The organism is Pandoraea terrigena, assembly GCF_902459705.1.
Lineage (GTDB): Bacteria > Pseudomonadota > Gammaproteobacteria > Burkholderiales > Burkholderiaceae > Pandoraea > Pandoraea terrigena.
Window position 1 is genome coordinate 11,952 of the sequence record NZ_CABPRU010000012.1, and the last position, 26,653, is coordinate 38,604.

The following is a 26,653-nucleotide window of genomic DNA, read 5'->3' on the forward strand; positions in this document are numbered from 1 at the left end:
CCACCATGAACACACGTTGCTTTCGTCTGATCTTCAGCCATGTCCAACGCCAGTGGGTCGCGGTCGGGGAAAACGTCCGTCGCGGCCAAACACCAGGATGCGGGCGCAGTTCGCGTCGTCGCCAACCGGGCAGCGCGCACGCGGTGGCGCCGCGACAGCGCGATCTGCGCCCGCTTTGGTCAGCGCTCCTGCCGGCGCTGCTCGCCTTCGGTTTCCCGATCACTGCGGCATCGCAAATCGTTGCCACCCCCGGCCCTCACGCCCCCGGCGTCGGCACGACGCCGAATGGCTTGCCGCTAGTCAACATCACGACGCCCAGCGCGTCAGGCGTATCGCAAAACCAGTACCAGCAGTTCGACGTTCCCACGCAGGGGGCGATTCTCAACAACTCGCGCACCATCGTGCAGACGCAAATCGGTGGACTCGTGCCGGGCAACCCCAACCTCACGGGGGCGCCGGCACGCATTATCGTCAACCAAGTGACTGGGACGTTGCCGTCAAGCCTCGCCGGCTATCTCGAGGTGGCCGGGCATCGCGCCGAAGTCATCGTCAGCAACCCCAACGGGCTGACCTGCGACGGCTGCGGTTTCATCAACACGGCTCGCGGGGTGCTCACGACCGGCCTGCCCGTGTTTGGCGGCAGCGGTTCGCTTGACGCCTTTCGCGTGACCGGTGGACGCGTGCAAATCACCGGTCAGGGCCTGAACGCCAGCAACCTGACGCACGCAGCCCTGCTCGCCCGCGCCGTCGAGGTGAACGCTGCCGTTCACGCCCAACAACTCGATGTCATCGCGGGACTGAACGACATCGACGCGAGCACGTTCGGCGTCACCCGCAGTGCCACCGCCACGAGCGGCGCGCCGTCCTTCGCGCTCGACGTCTCTCGTCTTGGCGGCATGTATGCCGGGAAAATCCGGCTCATCGGCACGGAAGTCGGCGTGGGCGTCAACCTGCACGGGCACGTCACCGCCAGTCAGGGTTCACTGGTGTTGAACAGCGCCGGGCAACTTCAGATTGGCGGACGGCTGCACGCGCGCGAGGACCTGAGCGCCACTGCCGCCGGCGACCTGTCGATCGGTGGCGAGACAGTGGCCGACGGCGCGCTGGCGCTGCGAAGCTCGCGAGACCTCGTCAGCTCGGGAACCCTTCGCGGGGCGCGTGACGTAAAGCTCGATGTCGGCAGTACCTGGCGCCATACCGGCACGGTGTCCGCCGGACGGCACCTGATCGCCGACGCGGCGGCCATGGCGTCGTCCGGCGCCATGGCCGCGGGCGCCAACGCCGACGGCACCCGCGGGGAAACGGGGAATCTGTCGCTCACCACAGCGGGCCGGATGCAAGCCGGTGGTACCCATTCGGCCACCGGCGATATCGCCGTGATCGGCGGCGCCCTCGATTTCACCGGCGCCACGTCGACCACCTTGCGCAGACTGCGGATGCGTGCGCGCAGCGGTGCCATCACGTTGGCGCGCGCGACGACGCAAGTCGGGGGCGCGACGCAGATTACAGCGCACCACGACGTGATCCACGACGGGGCAACGCTCAGGACGTCCGGCCTCGTCGTCGACGCCTCCGGACTGAGCAATCGCGGCGGACGAATCTCGCAATGGGGCGTATCCCCGTTCCGACTCTCGCTGTCCGGCCTGTTGAGCAATCGCGAGGGGCAGATACATGCCAACGGCAGCCACTTCTCGCTGACGTCCGGGCACATCGACAACACGTCGGGCAGGATCGAGCACGCTGGCATGGGTGACCTCCGCCTTGCCAGTGGGCGTGTCGAGAACACGCGGGGAACGCTTGCCACCAACGGCACCCTGTCCATCGACGCGAGCGCCTGGCGCAACGATCACGGCACCGTCTCCGCGAAACGTTTGCTGACGGCCGGAATACGCGGCCAGGTGACGAACACAGGCGGGCTGATGCAATCCGGAGGCCTGCTTTCGCTGCGAGCGGACACGATCCGCAACACGCGCGGGCTGATGCAATCGGCCTCGCTCGCCGTGAACGCCCGGCACCTGGACAACGGGTCCGGGGCGATTCGCCAGACAGGCACCGGCGACGATCACCTCGCGCGATTGAACGTCGACGAGCGTCTGCAAAATCACGGCGGCGAGATCCATTTCGCTGCCGGTGACGCTACGATCGCCGCCACCGAATTGGACAACACGGGCGGCACCGTGGCGCATGCCGGACACGGCACGTTGTCGATCAAGGAGCAGTCGTTCGTCAATCGCGAGGGACGTGTTGGCACGAACGGCGACCTGCTGTTGCGTGTGAAGTGGTTGACGAACGCCATCGGTCGAATGACGGCATTGCGACACCTGAACGCCAGTATCGATGCGAATCTGAACAACGCGTCGGGGCTGCTGGCGGGGAAGTCCGTGACGTTGGAGGTGGGCGAGACGCTAGATAACCGCGCGGGTTCGGTCGAAGCCAGCGACGCGCTGCTGGTAAAGGCTCGGAATGTCGACAACGCGGCGGGGGCCCTGCTCAACAGCGGTCAATCGCCAACGGCCTTGGCTGTTCAAGACAAGTTAGCCAACACGCAAGGCGGCCGAATCGCGGCCAATGCGGATGTCACCGTCACGGCAGGCACCTTCGACAACACGACCGGTCGGCTGCATGCGGGCAAGTCCCTTGCGCTGACGGTCGCCTCGGATCTGCTCAACACGGCGGGCTGCCTCACGGCGGGCGAGCGCCTCGAGATCAACGCCGGTGGCGGCATCGTCAACCGCGCCGGCCATGTGAGCGCCCGAGACGCCTTGCGTATCGCAGCCACCGGCAACCTCGACAACGGGTTGGGGACGTTCGACGTCGGCGCGCCCTATGGCTACCTGCGCATATCCGGGCGACAACTGGACAACGCCGGCGGCCGCGTCGCGAACGCCGGCATCGGTGCCGTCGACATCCTGCTGCGCGAACGGCTACGCAATCGCGCCTCGCCCGCGAACGCGGCGGAGTCCGTCGGCAGCATTGCCGGCAACGGTGCCGTCAACGTGTCGGCGAACGGCATCGACAACCTCGATGGCGCACGGATCGCCGCCGGCGGATCGCTCAGGCTCACCTCGACCCGTGACATCGACAATCGATCCGGGCGGCTCCAAGCGGATGGCCCTTTGACCGCAACAGCGAACCAGGACATCACGAATGTCGACGGCGCGATGCATGCCGGCAAAGCGCTGTACGTCGCAGCAGGCGGCAGGCTCGACAACACGCGCGGCAGCATGGAAACCGCAGGCGATCCGTCGACCGTCGGCCATGAAGTCGTCACCCTGTCATCCGGCACGCTCGACAACACCGACGGCCGGATCGTCAACGGCACGCGCGGCGACCTCACCATCACGGCGAACGCGATCACGAATGCGCGGACCCACCGTTCGGGATCGAATCGCCCTGCCGGACGGGTGGGCGGTAACGGTCGCGTCTCCATCACAACGTTCGCGCTCATGAACGGCCCGAACGCGCTGATCAGTGCGGGCGCGGATCTATCGCTGACCGTACGGGACACCCTCGGCAATGCGGGGACCCTGTTTTCGGGGGCCGACCTCGGCGTGACGTGGCGGGATGCGCAACGAACGCGGGCGTTCGAGAACACCGGGACCGTTCAGGCGCGACGCGATGCGTCCCTCGCCGTGACCGAACTGGCTCACCGCTCGGGCGAAATCGCCGTGAGCCAGAACCTGGTCTTGCGTACCCAAAGCCTGCTCGGCACCGCCCGATTGCGGGCGGGCAACGATCTGCACGTCTCGTTGCCGGGCGACTTTACCTACGGCGCCGACCACGCCTGGCAAGCGAATGGCAGTCTCAAGCTCGACGTCGGCGGCTTGTTGCGCGTTCACGGGGCACTTGGGGCCATCAAGCAACTCACGGTGAACGCCGCCCGCGTCGTCAACACGGCGCAAGGCCGCCTGCGAGGAGGGTCAGTTCTCGTCAACGTGGTGGACGACATCACCAACGAAACGCGCATCGATGGCGACGACGTCAGGCTGATCGGCGCCCGCTTCACGAACACCGGCGCCGTCATCGGCGGACGTCTCCGATTCGATGGTGCGACCTTCGTCAACACCGGAGAGCGTGCCGTGCTGGCGGCGACGCAGCAACTGGACCTCTTCGTCTCGGGCGATGTTCTCAACGAGAACGGCGCGACGCTCTACAGCCTGGGCAACCTGCGTGTCGCCGCGGGCGAGACGCGCGATGCGCAGGGCCATCTGACGCAGCAAACTGGTCGCTTCATCAACCGCTCGGCCATCGTCGAAGCCGGTGGCGATGTCGACATCGCAACGCGCGAGTTCGTGAACGACCGCAGCTACATCAACATTGTGCGAGGCGTCGGCGAGGGCGAGACACAGACGGTGCGCGACGTCTGGATCGCCGGCTACGTGGCGCTGCCGAACGAATCAGGCAGCCGGGCACGCTGCGCTGCCAACACGGCATCCGCCTGCGAAGAATTGCCGACCGAGCATACGAGCCACAGCCTTGGCGTGAACGGCGAACCGGCGATGATCGAGGAGACGTACGAAGAGACCGACCAGTTCGGCAAAGTCGTGCGACAAACACGACTGGTCCCGAATCCGCGCAACCAAGCCTTTACGCAGTGGCGTTGGGGACGTGAAGCGCGCGCGGCACTCTCTGCAGAGAAGCTCCACGTGGCGAACAGCCCCATCAGCGTCACGATCGCAAAACGCGGGGTGACGGCGCTCGACACCGACGGGAAGACGTTCTCGCTGGAGCACCCCATCATCGAGTTGTACAAGCGGAATTTCTTCTCGAAAGATTACAGCACCCGCAACATCACCCAACGCGCCGTTCAGCATTTCGAGTCGATCACAGACGACGGCCAGGGAAATTGGGTCATCCAGTTCTGGCCCGACTACGATCCCGATGCGCACATCCGGCCAACGTTCGTCGATCAGTCCCGCCAAACCATTACCGGGGATTCCGAGGAAGGCGTGCGGATCTTCCGCCGTGGACACGGCATCGAGGACGGCCGCGACACCAACGAATATCGTCGCCGCATTACCGTTCGCAGCGCGACCGACGTCCTGGGCGACGTTGCCGCGCCGGGCATCATCACGTCGCAAGGCACGATCCGCCTGAACGTGGATAACGGCACCGCGTTGAATCATGCGTCGACGATCAGCGCCGGCGGCGACCTGCAGGTTCGCGGCAACAACGGCCAAATCACGAGCCGCAGCGTGGCACTCGAGCGCGTGGAGCGCATCGCGCAATCGTCGGATCTCTATTGGCACGAGAAGAGCGGCAACAGCGATAGCTGGTTCACGACGGTCGATCTCGACGTGACGGAACGGCGCGCCATCGTCGAGGGGCTGCCCAGCCTGATCACGTCGAACCAGACGACAAGCCTTCGCGGTCGCGACGTGACCATCGAGACCGGCACCGTCGATGGCACGATCATCGGCAGCCGGCAAACGGATAGTGCGGTCGGCACATCGGCGCGCGTTGCCGTCGACACGGACACAACGACGGTCGCAACCGGTACGCAGGCGGGCGTCGATCCCGTGACCGCGACGCCAGCGACGTCCAACGTCTCGGGGGTCATTCAGACACTGGATAGCATCTCCGGCGGCATCCCCGATCTCAAGCTTCCGCGCAGCGCCCTGTTCAAGGTGGTGACCGCCCCCGATCAACCCTATCTCGTCGAGACCGATTCGCGATTCACCGATTACGGCACGTTCGTCTCCAGCAACTACCTGCTCGAGTTGCTGGGGGTCGACCCAGCCGGTATCGAGCGTCGTATCGGGGACGGCTTCTACGAGGGGAAACTGGTGCGCGAGCAGGTGCTGGCACTGACGGGACGCGCGTCGCTGGGCATCCGAGACAGTAGCGCCACGGCGGCGGCCGACGCCGAGTTCCGCGCGCTGCTGGCGCAAGGCGCCCGCGCGGGTCGCGATCTCGAACTGCGCGTTGGCATTCGACTCACGCCTGAGCAAATGCGCGCCCTCACCGACGACATTGTCTGGCTGGTTCGCCAAACGGTCACCTTGCCGGACGGCAGCACGGCGACCGTGCTGGTGCCCACAGTGTATCTGGCGCATGGCAAACGCGTCGCAATGCAACCGGGCGGCGCGCTGGTCACTGGCCGGGACGTCATTGTCGAGGCAACGAACGACCTCATCAACAGCGGTCAGATCGTCGGCGACGCCAGCACTCGGGTGCAGGGGCGCGATGTCGAGAATCGCGGCGTGATCGGCGGCACGAGCGGCTTGGGCAGTGTTGGCCAGGTGGAAGTCGTTGCCGAACGCGATGTGCGCAACATCGGTGGCGAAATCGCGGGCAAGCAGGTCAATGTCGCGGCCGGACGAGACGTTGTCGTCGCCAGTCAGACCCATACCACCGAGTGGGTGAACGGATCGCAGTCCGGTTCGGCGACCACCGTCGAATCCCGAGGTCGCATCGGTGCGCAGGATTCGCTGGTGATCACTGCCGGGCGAGACCTCACGGTCAACGGAGCGGAAATTGACGCTGGCGGCGACGTCGACCTCGCTGCGGGACGCGACGTCTCGCTGGGCGCGGTGGCGTTGAGCCGCGAATTCGGCGGCGGAACGCGCGACAACCACAATTACACGCAGGTCACGGACCAACTGACGGCCACCGTCAACACTGGCGGCAACGTTACCGTCCTGGCAGGAGGAGACGCGTCCACCGCGGGCACCCGTATCGACGCGGGCAAGACAGTCGTCGTTGCGGCGGCCCGCGACGTGGAGATTGGCGCGGCCATTGGCAGCATCACGGACTCGGGTCGCGTGGACACCGACACCTACGCGGCGTCGGTGGACTCGTATGCGGAAACGGTGCGCGGCAGTCAGGTTCAGGCCGACGGCGGGATCACCGTCGCCGCCGGGCAAGCCGCGGCTGTCGAGCGGCTGCTCAATGAGCGAGGCGTCACCGCGTATGTGACGTCGGGGGACGCGACGACCGGTGAGGTGAAGATACTCGGCTCGTATCTGAGCGGTGGTTCCGGCGATGGCACGCCATCCGGGACGGCATCGACATCGGCCAAGGCCAACGCGGGCAAGTCCGACGTCACCGTCGTCGCGACCGGCGATGTGACCATCGGCGGCATTTCGGCCCGTTACGACGACACCCGTTGGTCGCGAACCACCCAGCAGGGCCTGCTCTCCTCCACGACGGAAGAACATTTGCGCGAATCGCATGGCACGCGCACGACGGGCAGCACGCTATCGGGCGATGGCGTCACGGTCGCGTCGGGACGGGACGTCACGATTACCGGGTCGCAGGTCGTGGCCGATGACGACATGACGATCAGCGCGACCCGGAACGTGACGATCGCGTCGGCTGAGGACCGCAGCAGCTCACTGAGCGTTACGGAGAAGCAGACCAGTGGCGTCTTCGGCAGCGGTTTTGGCTTCACCATCGGCAGCCGCTCGGAGAAGGAAAAGCAACGTCGCGAGCAGGTCACGCAAACCGGGAGTGTGGTCGGTTCGGTGACCGGAGACGTCACTGTTCAGGCCGGCAACGACTACCGGCAGGAAGGCAGCACGGTCGTTGCCCGCGACGGTGACGTGACGATTGCGGGCAAGCGTGTCGCCATCGTCGAGAGTAAAGACAGGGAGCAGAGCGTCCATGAACGGGAAGTCAAGCAGGCGGGATTGACCGTTGCCGTCTCCAGCCCGCTGCTGGATGCCGCGGAGACCGTCGGTCAGATGGGCAAGGCGGTCGGCAAGGTCAAGGACCCGCGCATGAAGGCGCTCGGTGTCGCCGCCGGCGGACTCGCGGTGAAAAATGCCGCCGACACCGTCAAGAACCTCAAGGACGCCGCCAACGTCACTATCTCGGTCACCGTCGGCGGATCTAAGCATGAAAGCCGCGAGACCAACGACAGCACAACGGCCATTGGCTCTAGCGTGCGTGCGGGTGGCAACGTCACCGTTTCGGCCACGGGCGATGGCGATCAGTCGTCGTTGCTCATTCGCGGCAGCGAGATCGACGCCGGGCAGGACGTCAAGCTCACGTCCGACGGCACGCTCGACATCCTCGCCGCGGCGGACACCTCGGAGCACCACCGCAGGTCCACCGGCGTGTCGGGCGGTATCGGGCTTGGCATTTCCGTAGGCACCAATGGCACGACGATGGGGGTGACGGCCAAGGCGAGCGCGTCGCGCGGCAAAGCGGACGGCAAGGACGTGACGAACCGGTCCAGCCATATCACGGCGGGCGGCGTGGCCAAGATCGCCTCCGGCGGCGACACGAACCTTCGAGGCGGGACGGTCGTCGGTGAGCGGGTCGTTGCGAATGTGGGCGGCGATTTGAACATCGAGAGCTTGCAGGACACGAGCGTCTACGCATCCAAGGATCAGTCGATCAACGGAAGCGCCACGGTGGGTTTTGGTGGCGCGTCCGGCAGCATCAACGTCAGCCATCAGCAGGTCAACAGCGATTTCGCCAGCGTCACCGAGCAGTCTGGGATCAAGGCCGGGGATGGCGGTTTCGACGTCACCGTCAAGGGCAACACCGATCTGACGGGCGCCGTTATCGCCTCGACCGACGAGGCCGCTGACGAGAATAGGAACCGTCTGAAAACCGGTTCGTTGACGACGCGCGATATCGAAAACCACGCAGAGTACGACGCCTTCGGCATCAGCCTGGGGGGCGGTATCAGCAAGGGCTTCGGAGAGAACGCCAAAGTCGGCACGGATCAAAAGGGAAACGCTCAGACTGGCGCGAACGCGACACCGGGCAGCGAACTGCCGAAGACGGGGCCGGTGAGCATTAAGCCGCCGGTGGTGGTGGCGGCCGGTGGCAGCGCGTCGAGCACGACTCGCAGCGGCATCAGTGCCGGCGTGATCAAGATCACCGATGAGGCCAGCCAACGCGAGCGAACCGGCCAGACGGCGGAAGCGACGGTGGCCGCCGTCAACCGAGATGTGTCGTCAGACAGAGACGGCAGCGGCGCACTCGCCAATCAATTCGACAAGGAGCAAATCGAAACCAGCTTCGAGATCATGCAGACGTTGCAGCGCGAGGTCGGGACGTTTGTGGGGAATCGGGCTAAGGAGGCTGATGAGCTGAAAAAGGCGCGCGATAAGGAGACAGATCCGACCAAGCGGGCCGAGCTGGACTCACAACTGGTCGACGCGCAGAAATGGGGTCCGGGTGGCGATTACCGACGTATCGTGACGGCCATTGTTGCCGCTGCTGCGGGGAACGTAACGGCCGGCATGGGCGACATGATCACGCGCGGCGCGGTGAATTACTTGCAGAGCTTGGGCGCAGAGAAGGTCAAGGCGATTGCCGATGGGCTGAATAGCGAGACGGCGCGCGCGGCCTTGCAGGGCATCGTGGGTTGTGCGGGAGCGGCGGCCTCGGGCGGCAACTGTGGCACGGGGGCGATGGGTGCGTCGGCAAGCGTCGTGCTTAACAACCTGCTGGACAAGGCGGGTGGGAAGTCAGGTAAAGACCTGAGCGCGAAGGCGAAGGAAGCGCACGCGAATCTGGTGACAAGTGTGGTGGCGGGGATTGCTGGTGCGACCGGCGCAAATATAGCCACGGCAAGCACGAGCGCAAAAATAGAAACGGAAAACAATGCACTAAACGTCAATGAATTCAAGGCGCTGCTTGACGAGGCGAAGATTTGCGGAGCAGCGAATAGCTGTGATGCCGTAACGAAGAAATACCGCAAGTTAAGTCTGGAGAACCAGGAGAAAGTTGCTGCTGTCTGTTCCACCGATCCAGCGGTGTGCAAAAGTGCTTTCGGCGACTATGTTTATGCGCAAGAAGATTTCCGTAAGGCTCTCGACGAGGCGAGCGGCCTAGATCTTCCCGGAGATATAAAGAACGACTTGGGAGCACACTTGGCAAACTATAGCGACGCTGTAGTTGCACTGGGCAGTGCTGAATTTGCGAACCAACTTCGCCAAAGTTATGGCGTTAGTGAAGAAGCAGCAGCGACAATCACTTTGCTAGTTCAGGCTAGTTTGGGGAGCAGTGGAAAGTCGTCTTCGAGTCGCCAGCCAACCAACTCTGGTGCAGGGAAAGTAGGGAGAGTTGGATCAGCACGCATCGACAATGATTCGCGCGGAATCAGCGGAACCTCGACGCTGCCGAATATTGCACCTCGACCTGCCGTCGGGACCAGAATTGACGCAAAAGTAAAGTTGGTGGCGCAAGAAAAATTGCGATCAAGCACGGCGGAAACGTTCAAGGACGGAAAGTATTTTACCGTAGAAACAACGGAAGCCGTCACTCTATATAGAAAATTCGGAGGCAGAGGAAATCAGGCAAAATTGGATGGAGGATTCGCCGCCACGAAAGAAAATGCGAGCAGGCAAGATACAGCGGTATATCCAAAATGGAGTTCCACTCGATTTGAAGCTGTCATCGAGGTGCCTCAAGGGCAGAAGTTGAATGTCGGAAAAGTTGGCAAACAACCAACGGAAAGCGATAGCCCCAAGTATAGAGGAGGAGAGGATCAGGTTCTGTTGCCACGAGGCTATCCTGTGGACTGGGTAAGATCAGTGCGTGACGGGAAAACCGGCAAGACTTATACGCTTGATGAATTTAGAGTTGAATTTACAGATCAATTTAGCGGGAGATAAAACAAAATGCCTGAAAAACCAACGTTAATAGAGACGAGCAATCTATTGATTCTTGTTGATAGACTCATTGCGGCACTCGAAAATGCCGGAGAGGATATATTTGATTACAAGGAAATAATCAAATCAAAGAATATTCTAATGAATAATGACATGCGCGCAATGAAGAATGTAAGACGACATATATTTTTTGATTTCCGCATTATTGAGGACAAAATGATTTGCGATAATTTGGTAAACGAAGCCATGGACGATATTTGTGATTTTTTTGATGACCACAAGACATTCTCGGCATGAAATATAAAAAATAATCCATTTATAACCGATAAAAACAACCATACATCTTGATTTCACCGAAAATTACGAATTTAAACTGACATTAATCTTTATTTTACGCAACCAGAGGTTTTTCCGAACTAACAATCATTCTTCCTGGCAATGATTTAGGTCGCGGACGTGGCGATAAATCTCTCAATCGGAATGTAATGTGCGATCGGCGATCAGTCGTCGTTGCTCATCCGCGGCAGCGAGATCGACGCCGGGCGGGACGTCAAACTCACGTCCGACGGCACGCTCGACATCCTCGCCGCGGCAGACACCTCGGAGCACCACCGCCGATCCACCGGCGTGTCGGGCGGTATCGGGCTTGGCATTTCCATGGGCACCAATGGCATGACGATGGGGGTGACGGCCAATGCCAGCGCGTCCCGTGGCAAGGCGGACGGCAAGGACGTTACCCAACGCAACAGCCATATCGTGGCGGGCGGCGTGGCGGAGATTGCCTCGGGCGGCGACACCAATATTCGCGGCGGGACGGTCGTCGGCGAGCGGGTCGTTGCCAATATCGGCGGCGACTTGAACATCGAGAGCTTGCAGGACACGAGCGTCTACGCATCCAAGGATCAGTCGATCGGCGGAAGCGCCACGGTGGGTTTTGGTGGCGCGTCGGGCAGCATCAACGTCAGCCATCAGCAGGTCAACAGCGATTTCGCCAGCGTGACGGAGCAGTCTGGGATCAAGGCAGGCGATGGCGGTTTCGACGTCACCATCAAGGGCAACACCGACCTGACAGGCGCCGTCATCGCCTCGACCGACAACGCCGCTGACGAGAATAGGAACCGTCTGAAAACCGGCTCGTTGACGACGCGCGATATCGAAAACCACGCAGAGTACGACGCCTTCGGCATCAGCCTGGGTGGCGGTATCAGCACAGGCTTCGGAGACAACGCCAAGGTTGGCACGGATCAAAAGGGCGACGCGCAAACCGGCGCGAACGCCACACCCGGCAGCGATCTGCCGAAGACGGGGCCGGTGAGCATTACGCCGCCGGTTGTGGTGGCGGCTGGCGGTAGCGCATCGAGCACGACTCGCAGCGGCATCAGCGCGGGCGTGATCGAGATCACCGATGAGGCTAGCCAACGCGAGCGAACCGGCCAGACAGCGGAAGAGACGGTGGCTGCCGTCAACCGAGATGTGTCCTCAGACAAAGACGGCAGCGGCGCACTCGCCAATCAATTCGACAAGGAGCAAATCGAAACCAGCTTCGAGATCATGCGGACGTTGCAGCGCGAGGTGGGGACGTTTGTGGGGAATCGGGCTAAAGAATATGAAGCGCTTAAACAGGCGCGCAAGAAGGAGACTGACCCGACGAAGCTGGCAGAGTTGGATAGGCAGCTCGATGACGCGGCGAAATGGGCACCCGGTGGACGGTACCGTCAGATCGTCACAGTGATTGCTGCCGCAGCCGGTGGGAACGTAACTGCTGGCACTGGGGAATTTCTCCAGCGCGCCGCCGTGGGCTATTTGCAGACACTCGCGGTGGAGAAGGTTAAGGAGATCGCAGATGACCTTAAAAGCGAAACGGCTCGCACCGCCTTGCATGGGATCGTTGGCTGTGCCGGTGCGGCAGCCGTCGGGAGCACCTGTGGCGCAGGGGCAATGGGTGGGGCGGCGAGTGTGGTTCTCGGCAATTTGCTTAACGCCGTCGCGGATACCCGCAATGACGGGCTCTCGCAGCCCGAGAAGGAAGCCCGAATGAACTTGATTGAATCCGTCGTCGCCGGCATCACGGCCGGAACCGGTGGGGACGCTACCGCAACGAGCATCGCGTCACGGCTAGATCTGGAGAACAATCAGTTCGAGCTTCCTCAGGGAATCGTGAGGGCCGGAGCCGCCTCAACGTCGCTGGGGGAATTCATGGCGAAGAACGGCGCATCCGCTGAAGAAATTCAGCAAGCTCAGACAGACTTGCTCCGCGGATTGGGGACGGATGCGGCCCAGCCTGCGACGGAGTTGTTGAAAAGTTGGGCAATTCTTATAGCCACCGGGGGGGCAGTAGGTACCGGACCCTCACTCGGTCTGGCCAGCGTTACGACAGGAGGAATCGTCGGCGGCGGGGTGAACGTTGCTGTTCAGGTAGCAACAAACGAGAGCGGAGAGATCAATTATGTCGACGCACTCTCAGCCATTGTCACCGGAGCATTGAGCCAAGGGAAAACTCTACCTACGACAGCCACCATAGCAATCAGCGGAGCCGCGACCGGCGCCTATCTCCAAGGGGAGGACACCACCAGCGCAATACTCGGAGCTGGTGCAGGCGCGCTAGTCGGAGGCACGGTTGGGAACGCGGCGTCCCGAGAGGCTGGAGCACTAATACCGAACAAGAGCATTTCAGATATTTTCGGCGCAGTAATTGGCGCCTTTTTAGGCGAAACAACCGCCAATTCAACAGAAAACAAACTAAATGAAAAAAATCAATGAATGCGAAAATTGAAATAAAGATAATTATATTACTCATAGCACTTTCATTCGCTTTATTCTTTCTCTCTGCGATTGGAGCAAGATTCGCAGTTGCGCTTGTCTCATTATTAAAATACAACGAACTACCATTTAATTGTGACGATCTGATTTTTGGATTGAGAGCCGCCATTGCAGGAGGTCCATCACTCGGTGTCGGCGCATGGGTTCTGATAAAGATTCGCGCTAGAAAATAGATCAATCATCTCCATTTTCGAGGCGAATTCGTACCGCATCAAAACCGGCAACGGAATCAGCGCCAAGCTCGGTATGGTCGCACAACGCCTCCGCTTCGTGACGCAAGAACACGCCATCCAGGCCGCCCACCACAAACCCAAAAGGCGCCACGCCGGCCTCGCATGCATCCCTCACACGCGACGCCGCCGGGCGCCTCTTCATTCCACGGCAAATCGTCTCGCCTCAGCGCACTCCCATCCGCGTTTTCGCGATCACCAACGTCGTCAGACTGACTACCGCCCCTACCATCAGATACATCCCCGGCGCCAGCTTGTTGCCCGTCGAAGCAATCAGCCACGCCACCGCCAGCGGGGTAAAGCCGCCGAAGATCGTCGTCCCCAGGTTGTAGCCGACCGCCATGCCCGTCGCCCGCGTTCGTGTCGGGAACAATGATGAAATCAACGCCGGAATCGGCGCAAAGTACACCGCCTTCAAGGTGCCTACCCACAGCATCACGACCATCATCGTCAGCAGCGACGCATGCGCATTCATGTAGGCAAACGCCGGATACACCGTGCAGAAGAACAATGCCCCCGCCGTCAGCATGATGCGAATACGCCCCACCTTGTCCGACCAATGACCGACGAACGGCGTCAGCGTCATGATGACGAAGCCCGTCACCAGCGTTGCAATGTAGCCCTGCGCCGGAGGCAAACCGAGCTGCTTCGTCGCGTACGTTGGCATGTACAAGATCATGTAGTTCGCCGTCGTCGTCAGCACCAGCGCTCCAATCGACACCAACAGACGCGACTTCTGCGTTGCCAGCACCTCCCGCACTGGCGATTGGCTCGCCTCGCCGCCCGCCACCTGCGCCTGGCGCTTGTGCGCCACGTCATGCTCGAACGCCGGCGTCTCGTCCACGTATTTCCGGATGTAAAGCCCGATCGGCCCGACCAGCATCCCGAACAGGAACGGAATGCGCCATCCCCACGATTCCAGTTGCGGCTGGGTCAGCGCCCCCGTGAGCACCGCCCCGAACGCCGACGCCAGCAATGTGCTCGCCCCCTGGCTCGCAAACTGCCAGCTCGACATGAAGCCCGGCCGGTTCGGTACGTGCTCGACAAGAAACGCCGTCGAGCTGCCAAACTCGCCGCCCGCCGAGAATCCCTGCAACAAGCGCGACAAGAAAATGCCTATCGGCGCCCAAACACCGATCGCCGCGTATGTCGGCATGAACGCGATCAGCCCGGTGCCCACGGTCATCATCGCGATCGACAGCATCAACGACGCACGACGCCCACTGCGGTCCGCATACGCACCCAGGACAAACGCCCCCAGCGGACGCGCGAGATAAGACAACGCAAACGTCCCGAGCGCCATGAGCAGCGACACCGTCGCGTCGTGCGCCGGAAAGAACAACTTCGAGATCGTCACGGCAAAGTAGCCATAGACGATCAGGTCATACCATTCGAGCGCATTGCCAATCGACGTCGCGACAATCAGCTTGTAGACCGGCACGCTCGCGCGCGCCCCCTCATTGCCGGCACTCAACGCACCGTTCGTTTGATCCGCTCCGGCGGCGGTCACTGAGCTGTTCATCGCGGCTTCCCCTCTTTCAAGTCGACTTCCCCAAGATCCCAGAACAGACCCGCCATGATCTGCAACGCCTCGCGCGCCACCGATCCCAGCAAATGCTCGTCCGGCGCGTGCTGCGAACAGGCCGGGTACGAGTGCGGCACCCACAGCGTCGGCAGCCCCAGGACGTCCGCGAACACGTCGTTCGGCAGCGTGCCCCCCAGATTCGGCAGCAGCACCGGCGGCTTGCCGGTCGTCTCGCGCATCGAGGCCAACGCCCACCGCACCCACGGATCGTCCGGATCGAGACGCGTCGCCATCACGCCGCGCTCGACCTCCACGTCAACCATCGAGAACCCATGCGCGTCGAGATGCGCACGCAGGATCTCGCCCAGCCGCTCCCAGTCGGTGCCGACCACGAAGCGCATCTGCATGTGCGCATAGGCATATGGCGGAATCGCGTTGACAGGCTTTTCCGGATTGCCGGTCTTGAACGCCAGCACTTCGATGTTGTTCCAGCCGATCACGCGCTCGGTCGGCGTCAATCCCGGCTCGCCATAATCGACGTCGACCTCGGGATCGTTCGGTCCGCCGCCCACTTCCAGCCCAGCCAGCGCACGACGCACCGACGCCGGCACCTCAGGCGGACGCAACCCGGCGACGAGAATCTTGCCGTTCCCATCGACAATCGAGGCAATCGCATTCGCGAGTACGACGCCCGGATTGCGCAACAGGCCGCCCCAGTTCCCCGAGTGGTGCCCACCGTCGCGCAACTTCAAACTGAGCTTGAAGTTGACCAGACCGCGCGAGCCGAGAAACACCGTCGGATGCTCCGCTCCCAGTCGCGGCCCGTCAGAGGCGATCAGCACGTCGGCGCGCAGTTCGTCACGTAGTTGCTCGCAGATCGCGTGCAGACCCGGCGACCCCATCTCCTCGCCCATCTCCACGATCATCTTCACGTTGTAGCCGAGCTTGCCGCCACGCAACGCCAGCACCTCCGCCAACGCCGACAGGTTGATCGTGTGCTGCCCCTTGTTGTCAGCGGTGCCCCGCCCGTACCAGCGATCGCCCTCGACCACGATCTCCCAGGGCTTCAGCCCGTCGCGCCATTGCGCGTCGTAGCCTCGCACCACGTCGCCGTGACCGTAGGTGAGGACCGTGGGCGCATCGTCGCTCTCGTGACGTTGCGCAATCAGGAATGGGCCGCCCCCTGGCACTGGATTGGGCACGATGCGCGACGTAAAACCGAGCGCCGCAAGCGCGGGCGTCATTTCGTCAGCAAGATAAGCGTTCAGGACATCGCCGCTCGCCGCCTCCTGACTCTCGGTCCTATAGGCGACGCGGCGGTTGAGGGTATCGAGGAACGCGCCCGAATCGTATTGGGCGGTGGCTTGGACAATTGCTGCGCTGCGTGTCACTGCTTGTCTCCAGATGGCTTGTGAGGGCACGGCTGCTGTCTCGCACAAACGGCGACGCGTGTCGGTGGCACGCTGCAGCACAACCGTTCAGGCCATTCTAGGAGGGGGTGATTTTGACAACAATGATAATATTTCGAAGCTTTCTTTGCCGTTTCGGCAAAGCGGGAATCACAGCAAATGTCCACGCTCCAGGCGGCGTCATCCGCCCATCCGCCCATGCAAACTCACGCGCTACGTTACTTTCTCGAAGTCGCCCGTACCGGCTCGCTCAGTCGCGCCTCCGAGCGCCTGCACGTGGCCGTCTCCGCCTTGAGCCGCCAGATCGCGAAGCTCGAGGAAGATCTCGGTACGCCGTTGTTCGAGCGTCGTCCACGCGGCATGGTGTTGAGTGAAGCCGGTGCGTTGCTTGCCGATCATGCGCGTCGCATGCTGCTCGATGCGGAGCGCGTCACGTCGGAAATCCGGGGACTGTCGGAAGTGGGGCGCGCGACGATTCGCGTCGCCAGTGCAGAGGGTGTCGCGCGGGATTTCCTGCCACAGGTCTTCGCCCGCTTTCGCGAAACGTACCCTGGCGCACACTTCCTGCTCGATGTCGTCTCGCCATTCGTCGCCACGGAGCGCGTCCGCGACGGCGAAGCGGACATCGCCGTGTGCTTCAGCGTCGCCCCGGAAAAAGGGGTGCAGGTCGTTCATACGCAACCGGCGCCGATTTATGCCTTGATGGCCAAAAAGCACCCGCTCGCCAAACGACGCGACATCGCACTGGCCGACTTGTTGCCGTTCCCGATGGCGCTATCGAATGCCGGCGTGACCATCCGCCAGATGTTCGACCTGTGCTGCATTCTCGAAGGCCTGCTGTTCGAACCGGTGTTCGTGAGCAACTATCACGCCGCGCTGCACAGCTTCGTGCGCTCGGGCAATGCCGTCACACTGACTGGCCTGCTCACGGTACGCAGCCGCCTCGCGCCCGAGGGGCTCGTCGCCATCCCGATTCGAAATCCCGCGCTGCACCAACGCTCACTGCAAGTGCAAACCATGGCCGGACGCACACTGCCCGCCCCCGTCGAAGCCTTTCTAGGCCTGCTGATCGACGCCATTCGCGCGCCCGAAATTCTCGACAAGCCGTTCGCCTGACGCGGCCGGATTGGACGACGCCACGTCAATCGGCGTTGCCCCATCAAGGGCACGCGCGTGCGCCATGCCCTTGATGATTCGAACTAGGCGCCCTTCACCGCATCGCGTACCTGATCGAGCGCAGCCGGATCTTCCAGCGTAATCAGATCGCCCGTTTCGCGGCCTTCGCAGATGGCCTGGATGGCACGACGCAGCAGCTTGCCCGAACGCGTCTTGGGCAGCATCGCAACGAAGAACACGCGCGCCGGACGCGCCACCGCCCCCAACTGCTTGTCCACCGTCTTCATGACGTCGCCCTCCAAGGCCAGACGCGCCTCGGGCGTGGCCGCCAACTCCGGTTGACGCAGCACCGCGAACGCCACGGCGACCTGCCCCTTAAGGGCGTCCTGCGCGCCGATAACGGCCACTTCCGCCACGGCCGGGTGACTCGCGATGCTCTCTTCGATCTCGCGAGAACCCAGTCGGTGGCCGGCCACGTTGATCACGTCGTCGGTGCGTCCAAGAATGTAGTAATAGCCGTCTACATCGCGCACGCCCCAGTCGAAGCTCGAATACAGCGTGCGGCCTGGCACCGTTTGCCAATAGGTCTTGACGAAGCGTGCGTCGTCGCCCCACAGCGTGCTCATGCACCCCGGCGGCAGCGGCCCTTCAATGGCCAGCACGCCCTTCTGGTTCGGCCCGCAGTCCTCGCCGGTGACCTCGTCGACGAGTTTCACGTCGTAGCCGTACACTGGCTTGCCCGGCGAGCCGAGCTTGCCCGGCAGGATCTCCACGCCACGCGCCATGCCGAGAATCGGCCAGCCGGTCTCCGTCTGCCAGTAGTTGTCGACGACCGGCTTGCCCACGCCGTCGGTAAGCCAGCGCGCCGTGGGTTCATCGAGCGGCTCGCCCGCGAGGAAGATCAGCCGCAGCGACGACAGGTCGTATTGCGTCAGATACGCCGGGTCTTGCTTCTTGAGCACGCGAATTGCCGTCGGTGCGGTGAATAGTTGCGTGACCTTGTACTTCTCCACGATGCGCCACCAGATCCCGCCATCAGGACGGATCGGCGTGCCCTCGTACATCACGGTCGCAATGCCGGCGAGCAACGGCGCGTACACGATGTAGCTGTGCCCCACCACCCAGCCGATATCAGACGCGCAGAACATCGTGTCGCCCGGCTTCGCGCAGAAGATGTGCTGCATCGACGCCGCCAGCGCAACCGCATATCCGCCGGTGTCGCGCTGTACCCCTTTCGGCTTGCCTGTCGTGCCCGAGGTGTAGAGCACGTAGGACGGCTCGTTCGACTCGAGCCATTCGCAGGGGATGGCGGCGTCGAGAAACTGCTCGCGTAATGGTGCGTAGTCGACGTCACGCCCCGCCACGCGCGTCATCGGCGCCAAGCCCCGGTCGATCAGCAGCACATTCGATGGCTTGTGCTGCGCGAGTGCGATGCCTTCGTCGAGCAGCGGCTTGTAGGGCACGACCTTGCCGTTGCGCGAGCCGGCGTCGGCCGAGACGATGACGGTCGGTTGCGCGTCGTCGATGCGTGCTGCCAGATTGACGGAGGCGAAGCCACCGAACACCACCGAGTGGATCGCACCGAGCCGCGTACATGCAAGCATGGCGAAGAGGGCTTCGGGCACCATCGGCATGTAGATCAGCACCCGCTTGCCGCGCGCAACGCCCAGCGATTGCAGCGATGCCGCCATGCGATTGACTTCCGCCGCCAGTTCGTCGTACGTATAGACGCGCTCCTGCTCGGTCTCCGTCGACACCCAGATCAGCGCATTTTGCGAGCCGCGCGATGGCAGGTGGCGATCGACGGCGTTATGACACAGATTCGTTCGGCCACCGACGAACCATCGCGCAAACGGTGGCTTGTCGTAGTCGAGCACCTGGGTAAAAGGCGTCTCCCAGTCGATCAGACGGGCCTGCTCCTCCCAGAAGGCGGCCCGCGCATCAGGGGCAATCGAACGGGCGTGAAACGACGCATACGAAGTCATGGTGTCTCCTTGCATATAGGGATTGGCTCGCGCGCCCAGCGTACCGAGCCGGCGGTGCCGGTGGAGTACGGGGCTGGCGCGGCGCCGGATCGAGCCGGCAGGGTCGAACGGCGAGTCGCCGTCGACCGTCAATGCGTTTCGGTGCAATGAAATCGTCGGACACGGGTGCCGTGCCTCGCGATCAGTGTGCGCGTTGACGCTTACGGAAGGCTTACCGGACGGCCCCGTTCACCACCGAAAACGCTAGGGGATTACGCTGATTCGGGCTCGATCGACGATCCGAAGATGGCTTCGTGGTTCGCGCCCGATGACCTGAGTGACCGGTTCATCGGTTCATCGGCAGCCGGATCGTCACCGTCAGCCCGCCACCGGCGCGGTTGACGGCCGCCATCGCACCGCCATGGGCGGCCACCGCGCGCGCTGCGATCGCCAACCCCAGCCCGAAGCCTTCACGTTTGCCGTCGTGTGCCTGCACGAACGGCTCGAACATGGCCCCGAGCGACTCCGGCGGCACCCCCGGCCCCCGGTCACTGACCATAATGGTGTACGCGTTCGCGGCAAGGTCGTGAGTAAACAACACTTCTACCGGCACCCCTTGCGGCGAGACATGCAGTGCGTTGCGCACCACGTTTTCAATCGCGCGGCGCAGCAACTCGGGGCTGCCGAGCATCAGCTCCGGCGGGGGCGCCGCCGGCGGCATCGTCGTCATGTGGATGCGCTTGCCGCTCATCGAACCTTCATAACCGGCGTCTTCGACTACTGCGGCACACAGCGCGGCGAGATCGACATGGGCGTCAAGCCGCAGGCTGCCGTGCTCGATGCGCGACAGCGTGAGCAACTCGCCGACCAGCGCATTGAGCCGCTGGGCTTCGCGTTCGATACGCGTGAGCGAGGTTTCGGTCTTGGCCGGATCGAGTCGTGCCAGATCGACCGCCACATGCAGCCGGGCGAGCGGCGAGCGCAGCTCGTGAGAGACGTTGTGCAACAGGCGCTCGCGCGCGTCGACCAGCCCCTGGATGCGCTCGGCCATCTGGTCGAAATCGCGTGACAGGTCGGCCAGTTCATCGCGTCGGCGCCCCAGCGACGGCGCGGTGCGCACGCTCATGTCGCCGGCCGCGAGCCGATCGAAGGCGCGGCTCAGGCGGCGAATCGGCGAGGTCACGTACCACGCGAGCAGCGCCGCGAACGCGAGGCTGCCCAGCAAGCATGAGATCACCAGTTGAGCCGGTGGCCCGTGATCGTCGCTGTATGGCAGCCCCTCGACGGTTTCGCGGTACTTGAGTGCATAGGTGCGCCCGTCAGGGGCGGTGGCGCGGATGCTCGCCTGCGGGGCGAGCACCTCATGCCGGTCGAGCGCAACGGCATCGGACGCCGCCAGCGCCGGCACGGGCACCTTGTCGAAGCCGGCGGCCTCGACCGAGAAATTGCGCCGCTGGGTGGGGCTAAGCGTCTCCTGCCATTGGGCAAGCGTGTCCTGACCACCGACGGCGAGCGCCAGCGCGGCGCTGCGCACGACGGCCATGCTGGTGCGTGCCGCCATTTCCTCGATCACGATGTCCTGCGGCGGGCGCAGGCGTTGCAGCGTGAACCATAGCGCAGTGGCTGCCGACACGAGGATGACCGTCAACCAGAAGCCGACGAAGATTTTCCAGAACAGACGTCCCATGTGCATGCGAGGGGTTCCTTGACGCCGATAAGGCTGTGCAGGTGAGGCTCAGCGTGCCGGTTGCGAATCGAGCCGGTAGCCGAAGCCCCAGACCGTGGCGATTTGGGCATCGGGGCCGCCGGCCGCACCCAGCTTCTGGCGCAGGTTGCCGATATGCACGTCGATGCTGCGGTCGTAGGCTTCTCTGGCACGCCCGAGAATGCGCTCGGACAGTTCGTCTTTAGAGACCGCACGATCGACGTTGCGCATCAGGAATTCGAGCAGATTGAATTCGGTCACCGTGAGTTCGAGCGGCGTATCACCCAGACGCGCAATGCGCTGGGCCGCGTGCACGGTGATGCCGGCCGCAGCAAGCGTGTCCGCCTGCTCGGGGGTGCTGCCGGCCGGCACGCCTTGCGTGCGGCGCAGCACGGCGCGCAGCCGGGCGACGAGTTCTCGCGGATAGCAGGGCTTGGGCAGGTAGTCGTCGGCGCCGAGTTCCAGACCGATGACGCGATCGATGTCGCTGCCCTTGGCCGTGAGCATGATGACCGGCACGCTGGCGCGCTGGCGAATGGCGCGCAGCACGTCGATACCGCTCATTCGCGGCAACATGATGTCGAGCACCACCGCGACGAATTCGCCACTGACGGCGCTCGCCACGCCGGTCTCGCCATTGCCGCATACGGTGACCTCAAAGCCCTCGGCTCCGAGGTATTCGGCCAGCATCGTACACAGTTCGGCATCGTCATCAATGAGCAGGATTTTCACGGTTCGGTCTCGTCTTGCGTGGCCATTATGGGTCGCAGATCGTTGTCTACAAAGGCTTTTCCAGCACTTTTACAGCTTCTTTACAACTTCATTGCCAGCCCCTTACCCCTGCATCGTCCATGCCTCGGGAAAATGAACGACATGGAATTATCGCTCGTTGCAAGGAGAGAAGGCATGACAGTTTCCCACCGGCCGGCCGGTCGGAGCGGCCTCGCCCGCGAACATTGGCAGACGCCCGTCAAGGGCGCGCTCGCGTGCGCCACGACGCTCGCCCTCGTATTGGCGCTCGCCGCATGCGGTAACAAGCGCGGTACGCCGGACGCGTCAGGCGCGCCCGAAGTCGGTGTGGTAACCGTCAAGGCCTCGCCCGCAACGCTGACCACCGAACTGCCGGGCCGCGTATCCGCCATCCAGAGCGCAGAGGTTCGCCCGCAAATCAGCGGTATCGTGCGCAAGCGACTGTTCACCGAAGGCTCGCTGGTCAAGGCCGGCGACGTGCTCTATCAGATCGACGACGCCACCTACAAGGCCGCCGTCGACAGCGCACAAGGCACGCTCACCCAGGCAGAGGCGAACCTCGATGCCGCGAAGATCAAGGCCGCACGCTATGCCGGCCTGCTCAAGATCAACGGCGTGAGCCAGCAGGACTACGACAACGCGCAGGCCACGGCCAAGGCGGACGCCGGTGCTGTGCAGACCGATCGCGCTGCGCTGGAAACGGCCCGCATTGATCTCGATCGCACCCGTATCAAGGCACCGATCTCGGGGCGCATCGGCACGTCCAGCGTGACTGCCGGCGCGTTGGTGACCGCCAGTCAGGACACGGCGCTTGCCACCATCAACGATCTGTCGACCGTGTATGTGGACGTCACGCAATCGAGCCTCGACTTGCTGCGCCTGAAGAAGGAACTGGCAGCGGGCAAGCTCAAGGCATCGGGCAATGCGGCCGTGGTGCAACTACGCCTCGAAGACGGTAGCCTGTACGCGCACGCCGGCAAGCTGGCCTTCGCCGACGTCACGGTCTCGACCACGACCGGCTCGGTCACCCTGCGTGCGCAGTTCCCGAATCCGGAAGGCACGCTATTGCCCAACATGTACGTGCGGGCCGAATTGCAGGAAGGGGTGGACGAACAAGGCCTGCTCGTGCCGCAAAAGAGCGTGCAGCGCGATGCGAAGGGCAATGCATCGGTGATGGTCGTGGACGCGAGCGGCAAGGTCGCCTCGCGTGACATCACCCTGACCCGCAACGTCGGCAACAACGCGCTGGTGGGCAGTGGCCTTGCCAGCGGAGACAAGGTGCTTGTCGACAGCCTGCAGAATGTGCGCGCTGGCATGCACGTGAAGCCCGTGGAAGTCGCCTCGGCGCTGTCGGACACGCCGGCGGCCGCCAGCGCGGCCACGGCAATGGCGACCACGACCGCGGCGAGGTAAGCAGCCATGGCAAAGTTCTTTATCGACCGGCCGGTGTTCGCCTGGGTGATCGCCATTGTGATTGCGCTCGCGGGGGCGCTGTCGATCAGCTCGCTGCCGGTGGCGCAATATCCGGACATTGCGCCGCCCTCGGTGTCGATCTCCGCGACCTACACCGGTGCATCAGCCAAGACCATCGAAGACAGCGTCACGCAGGTCATCGAGCAGAACATGAAGGGCATCGACAACCTGCGCTACATGTCCTCGACCAGCGACTCGGCGGGCAACGCCCAGATCACGCTGACCTTCAACGCGGGCACCAACCCTGACATCGCGCAGGTGCAGGTGCAGAACAAGCTGCAATTGGCCGAGGCATCGCTGCCGACCACGGTGCAGACGACCGGCATCACAGTGACCAAGTCGTCGTCGAGCTTTCTGCTGATTGCGGGCTTCGTGTCGAAGTCCGGCAAGATGACGCAGGCTGACTTGTCCGACTACGTGGCCGCGCACGTCCAAGACCCGATCTCGCGGGTCGACGGCGTGGGCGATGTGACGCTGTTCGGCGGTCAGTACGCCATGCGCATCTGGCTCGATCCGGCCAAGCTGCAGAAATACTCGCTCGAACCGTCGGACATCGAGACCGCACTCGAAGCGCAGAACACGCAGGTCTCGTCGGGCTCGGTCGGCGCCGCACCTGCGGCCCCGGGCCAGCAGATTCAGGCGACGGTCACGGCGCAAAGCCGTTTGCAGACCCCCGACCAGTTCCGCAAGATTCTGCTCAAGAGCGGCACCGACGGCTCGACCGTGCATCTGGAAGACGTCGCCCGTGTGGAAATCGGTAGCGAGAGCTACAGCACGACCTCGCGCTACAACGGCATGCCCGCCACGGGCCTTGCGATCAAGCTCGCCACCGGCGCCAATGCGCTGAAGACGGCCACCGCCGTCAAGCAGCGCTTGAAAGACCTGAACCTGCCGCAAGACATCAGGGTCGTGTATCCGTACGATACAACCCCGTTCGTGAGGATCTCCATCGAGGAAGTCATCAAGACGCTGGTCGAAGCCATCGTGCTGGTGTTCCTCGTGATGTACCTGTTCCTGCAGAACCTGCGCGCCACGCTGATTCCGACCATTGCGGTGCCGGTGGTGCTGCTCGGCACGTTCGGCGTGCTTTCGGTGCTGGGCTTCTCGATCAATACCCTGACGATGTTCGGCATGGTGCTCGCGATCGGCCTGCTGGTCGACGACGCCATCGTGGTGGTCGAGAACGTCGAACGGGTGATGGAACAGGACGGTTCGTCGCCACGCGAAGCCACCCGCAAGTCGATGGCGCAGATTACCGGCGCGCTGGTGGGCATTGCCCTCGTGCTTGCGGCGGTGTTCGTGCCAATGGCGTTCTTTGGCGGCTCGACCGGCGTGATCTATCGCCAGTTCTCCGTCACGATGATCTCGGCGATGGGCTTGTCGGTGCTGGTGGCGCTGGTGCTGACCCCGGCGCTGTGTGCCACCATCCTGCGCCGGCCGACGCCCGGACACGCCAAGCCGCAAACGGGTTTCTTCGGCGCGTTCAACCGCATGTTCGAGCGCAACGCCACACGTTACGAGCGCGGTGTGCGTCATGTGCTCTCGCGTACGCGCCGCTATCTGGCCATCTTCGTCGCGCTCACTGGCGTGATGGTGATCTCGTTGATGCATCTGAACACCTCGTTCCTGCCGGATGAGGACCAAGGCATCATCATGACCTCGATCCAGTTGCCCTCGGGTGCAACGCAAGAGCGCGCCGTGCAGACGCTCTCGGAAGTCGAACAGTACTACCTCAAGAAGGAAGCCAGTGCCGTCGAGTCGGTCTTCGGCGTGGCGGGCTTCAGCTTCGCGGGCAGCGGCGAGAACGTCGCCATGGCCTTCGTCAAGCTCAAGGACTGGAGCGAGCGCGATTCAGACCACACGGCGCAGGCCATTGCCGGGCGCGCCAACGGCTTCCTGTCGACGATTCGAGACGCGCGCGCGTTCGCGATGATGCCCCCGGCCGTGCAGGGGCTGGGCACGTCCAACGGCTTCGATCTGGAGTTGCAGGACAACGGCGGCCTCGGTCACGACAAGTTGATGGCCGCGCGCGACCAGTTGCTGGCCGCTGCGGCCAAGGAACCGTCGCTCTCGGGCGTGCGCGCCAACGGTCTGGACGACACCCCGGAAGTGCAACTGTCGATCGACTACACCAAGGCCAGCGCACTCGATGTGGCGGTATCGGATATCAACTCGGTGGTTGCCACCGCATGGGGCGGCACGTACGTCAACGACTTCCTGAACCAGAACCGGGTGAAGAAGGTGTACATGCAGGGCGAGGCGTCGAGCCGCATGCAGCCGTCCGACCTGAACAAATGGTATGTGCGCAACAGCGCCGGCGAGATGGTGCCGTTCTCGGCCTTCGCCACGGCGTCGTGGACCTATGGCCCGCCCAAGCTCGAACGCTACAACGGCCTGTCATCGGTAGAGATTCAGGGCGGCGCGGCACCGGGCTATTCGACCGGCGACGCGATGGCCACGATGCAGAAGCTCGTCGCGCAACTGCCGGCCGGCATTACCTCGGAGTGGACCGGCCTGTCGTATGAAGAACGCCTGTCGGGCAGTCAGGCGCCGGCGCTGTACGCGGTGTCGGTGCTGGTGGTGTTCCTGTGTCTGGCCGCGCTCTACGAGAGCTGGTCGATTCCGTTCTCGGTGATGCTGGTGGTGCCGCTGGGCGTGCTCGGCGCGTTGATCGCGGCGATGCTGCGCGGCCTGTCCAACGACGTGTATTTCCAGGTGGGGCTGCTGACCACCATCGGCCTGTCGGCGAAGAACGCGATTCTGATCGTCGAGTTTGCCAAGGCGCGGCACGAGGCGGGCGAGTCGCTGCTCGACGCCACGCTCGAAGCCATACGCATGCGGCTGCGCCCGATCCTGATGACCTCACTGGCGTTCATTCTGGGTGTGGTGCCCCTCGCCATCAGCCACGGCGCGGGCTCGGCCAGCCAGCACGCGATCGGCACGGGCGTCATCGGCGGCATGCTCGCCGCGACCGCGCTGGGCATCTTCTACGCCCCGCTGTTCTATTTCACCGTGGCCGGCTGGCTGGCCCGTCGCCGCGAGCGCGCCGCTGGCCACGCCGCACCGGCGACAAGTACAAAGGAATGA

At 63.3% G+C, this 26,653-nt stretch carries 12 protein-coding genes; 7 read left to right on the forward strand and 5 right to left on the reverse strand.

From position 1 onward, the window contains the following. The first annotated feature begins 5 nt into the window (after window positions 1–5). The 4 genes from PTE31013_RS20010 to PTE31013_RS20025 all read left to right on the forward strand — a co-directional run bounded on the left by PTE31013_RS20010 (window position 6) and on the right by PTE31013_RS20025 (window position 13,567). The gene (locus PTE31013_RS20010; protein WP_150614395.1) at window positions 6–10,577 is read left to right on the forward strand and encodes a two-partner secretion domain-containing protein; all 10,572 of its coding nucleotides are present in this window, start codon (window positions 6–8) and stop codon (window positions 10,575–10,577) included. A gap of 6 nt (window positions 10,578–10,583) precedes the next feature. Beyond that, window positions 10,584–10,871: a hypothetical protein gene (locus PTE31013_RS20015; RefSeq protein ID WP_150614396.1), complete on the forward strand. Its 288-nt coding sequence runs from the start codon at window positions 10,584–10,586 to the stop codon at window positions 10,869–10,871. 213 nt (window positions 10,872–11,084) lie between these two features. After that, a complete protein-coding gene (locus PTE31013_RS20020; RefSeq protein ID WP_174978645.1) occupies window positions 11,085–13,334 on the forward strand; it encodes a hemagglutinin repeat-containing protein in 2,250 nt (749 codons plus the stop codon). Further along, window positions 13,331–13,567 carry a hypothetical protein gene (locus tag PTE31013_RS20025; protein ID WP_150614398.1) on the forward strand — a complete coding sequence of 79 codons (237 nt, stop codon included), beginning with the start codon at window positions 13,331–13,333 and terminating at the stop codon, window positions 13,565–13,567. Before PTE31013_RS20020 ends, PTE31013_RS20025 begins: the two co-directional genes overlap by 4 nt. A gap of 223 nt (window positions 13,568–13,790) precedes the next feature. Here the strand turns inward: PTE31013_RS20025 and PTE31013_RS20030 are convergent, their stop codons facing one another. Beyond that, on the reverse strand, window positions 13,791–15,146 hold the full coding sequence (locus PTE31013_RS20030; protein WP_246174752.1) for an MFS transporter: 1,356 nt from the start codon (window positions 15,144–15,146) through the stop codon (window positions 13,791–13,793). Then, window positions 15,143–16,540, reverse strand: coding sequence for a M20 family metallopeptidase (locus PTE31013_RS20035; RefSeq protein ID WP_150614399.1), 1,398 nt, complete (start codon window positions 16,538–16,540; stop codon window positions 15,143–15,145). Before PTE31013_RS20035 ends, PTE31013_RS20030 begins: the two co-directional genes overlap by 4 nt. A 216-nt stretch (window positions 16,541–16,756) precedes the next feature. Here PTE31013_RS20035 and PTE31013_RS20040 point away from each other — a divergent pair, with 216 nt between their 5' ends. After that, a complete protein-coding gene (locus PTE31013_RS20040; protein ID WP_150614508.1) occupies window positions 16,757–17,674 on the forward strand; it encodes a LysR family transcriptional regulator in 918 nt (305 codons plus the stop codon). A gap of 83 nt (window positions 17,675–17,757) precedes the next feature. On the opposite strand, the gene PTE31013_RS20045 is transcribed toward PTE31013_RS20040, so the two are convergent. The 3 genes from PTE31013_RS20045 to PTE31013_RS20055 all read right to left on the reverse strand — a co-directional run bounded on the left by PTE31013_RS20045 (window position 17,758) and on the right by PTE31013_RS20055 (window position 22,075). After that, on the reverse strand, window positions 17,758–19,659 hold the full coding sequence (locus PTE31013_RS20045) for a propionate--CoA ligase (protein ID WP_150614400.1): 1,902 nt from the start codon (window positions 19,657–19,659) through the stop codon (window positions 17,758–17,760). Between the two features lie 325 nt (window positions 19,660–19,984). Continuing rightward, window positions 19,985–21,331: an ATP-binding protein gene (locus PTE31013_RS20050; RefSeq protein ID WP_150614401.1), complete on the reverse strand. Its 1,347-nt coding sequence runs from the start codon at window positions 21,329–21,331 to the stop codon at window positions 19,985–19,987. 42 nt (window positions 21,332–21,373) lie between these two features. Beyond that, window positions 21,374–22,075 (reverse strand): response regulator transcription factor, encoded by a 702-nt coding sequence (locus tag PTE31013_RS20055; RefSeq protein WP_150614402.1) that lies wholly within the window; start codon window positions 22,073–22,075, stop codon window positions 21,374–21,376. Between the two features lie 174 nt (window positions 22,076–22,249). On the opposite strand from PTE31013_RS20055, the gene PTE31013_RS20060 reads away from it, so the two are divergent. Together PTE31013_RS20060 and PTE31013_RS20065 are read left to right on the forward strand one after the other, a co-directional pair. Then, entirely contained in the window at window positions 22,250–23,506 is a 1,257-nt protein-coding gene (locus tag PTE31013_RS20060) for an efflux RND transporter periplasmic adaptor subunit (RefSeq protein ID WP_150614403.1), read from the forward strand. Between the two features lie 6 nt (window positions 23,507–23,512). Then, entirely contained in the window at window positions 23,513–26,653 is a 3,141-nt protein-coding gene (locus PTE31013_RS20065; RefSeq protein ID WP_150614404.1) for an efflux RND transporter permease subunit, read from the forward strand.